Consider the following 1,335-nt stretch of genomic DNA (forward strand, 5'->3'; position numbering starts at 1 on the left):
TCGTTGCCGTAGCTGGCGCTGAAGGTATAGGTGTTGCTGTCCAGCCCGCCGGTTTCATCCAACTGGGCATCTTGCACGCTCAAGGTCGGGGTGGAATCGTCACCGAGGTTGATGGTCAGTGTGGCTTGGTCGGTGTCACCGTCACCGTCGGTCAGGGTGTAGGTGATGATCACTGTCCCATCTTCACCGGCCGCCGGGGTGTAGGTGACGGTGCCGTCGCTGTTGAAGGCGACGCTGCCGCTGCCTTGGGTCAGCACTGCGCCGGTTAGGCTCGCACCATCGGCACCGAGGGTGTCGTTACTCAAGACGTTGTAGATAACTGCCGCATCTTCCGCGCCTTGATTGGCAACATCATCTACCGCTTGCGGTGCATCATCGTTGATCGCCACATCCAGGCTGCCATTGGCAGTGGAGCCGTCGACGTCGGTGACCACCACCGCGAAGCTGTCGGTGTAGCCATCACCGGTGGCGCCACTTTGACTGTCGTTATCCACCTGCCCGGTCAGGGTGTAGCTGTAGCTGATGGTGCCGCCGCTGGCATCGCCACTGAACCCGGTCAGGGTCAAGGTGCCAAAGGCAGTGGTCAGCACCGCGTTGCTGCCCGCCAACGCTTGCAGCTCGGCCAGGGTGAAGCTCTGGCCACCGATACTGATGCTTTGCAGACCATCCACGCTCTCGAAGCTAAAGCTACCGCTTTGGGTGAGGCTGCCTGCATCGGGGTTTGAGCCATCGGCCAGGTTGGCCTCGAACACCACTTGCTCGCCACCCTCGCCGTCCAACCCGGTCAGGGTGACACCGTCGTCGGCGCCGTTGATGGTGATGGTTAGCACCGCACCGCTGGTGTCGCCGTCGCCATCCACCAAGCTGTAGTTGAAGGTATCAAGGAGGGTCTCCCCTTCACTCAGCCCTTGCACTGCCGCCAGGTTGTTGTTGAGGGTGTAGGTGTAGCTGCCGTCGCTGTACAGCATCAAGGTGCCGTAGGTGCCGGTAAAGGTCCCTATGGTGGTGACGGTGGCACCGTCGGCCCCTTGGCTGTCGTTGCTCAGCACGTTGCCACTGGCGGTCAGCGGACCGTCTTCGGTCACGCTGTTGCTGTCGTTGACCGCGCTCGGTACGTCGTCGTTGATCTGGATGTCCAGGCTGCTGTTGGCGCTCGAGTCGTCAACGTCGGTGACCACCACCGCAAAACTGTCGGTGTAACCATTGCCGTCACCCACTGTGTCGTTATCGACGTTGTTGTTCAGGGTGTAGCTGTAGCTGATGGTGCCGCCGCTGGCATCGCCACTGAACCCGGTCAGGGTCAAGGTGCCGTAGGCGGTGGTCAGCACCGCGTTG

The 1,335-nt window shown here is 61.5% G+C and carries 1 protein-coding gene; it reads right to left on the reverse strand.

Annotated features, from left to right (window positions below):
- Positions 1 to 1,335 (reverse strand): beta strand repeat-containing protein (locus EDC28_RS19910; RefSeq protein ID WP_170164182.1); only part of this gene is annotated, 1,335 nt, incomplete at both ends.

It is taken from the genome of Gallaecimonas pentaromativorans, assembly GCF_003751625.1.
GTDB lineage: Bacteria > Pseudomonadota > Gammaproteobacteria > Enterobacterales > Gallaecimonadaceae > Gallaecimonas > Gallaecimonas pentaromativorans.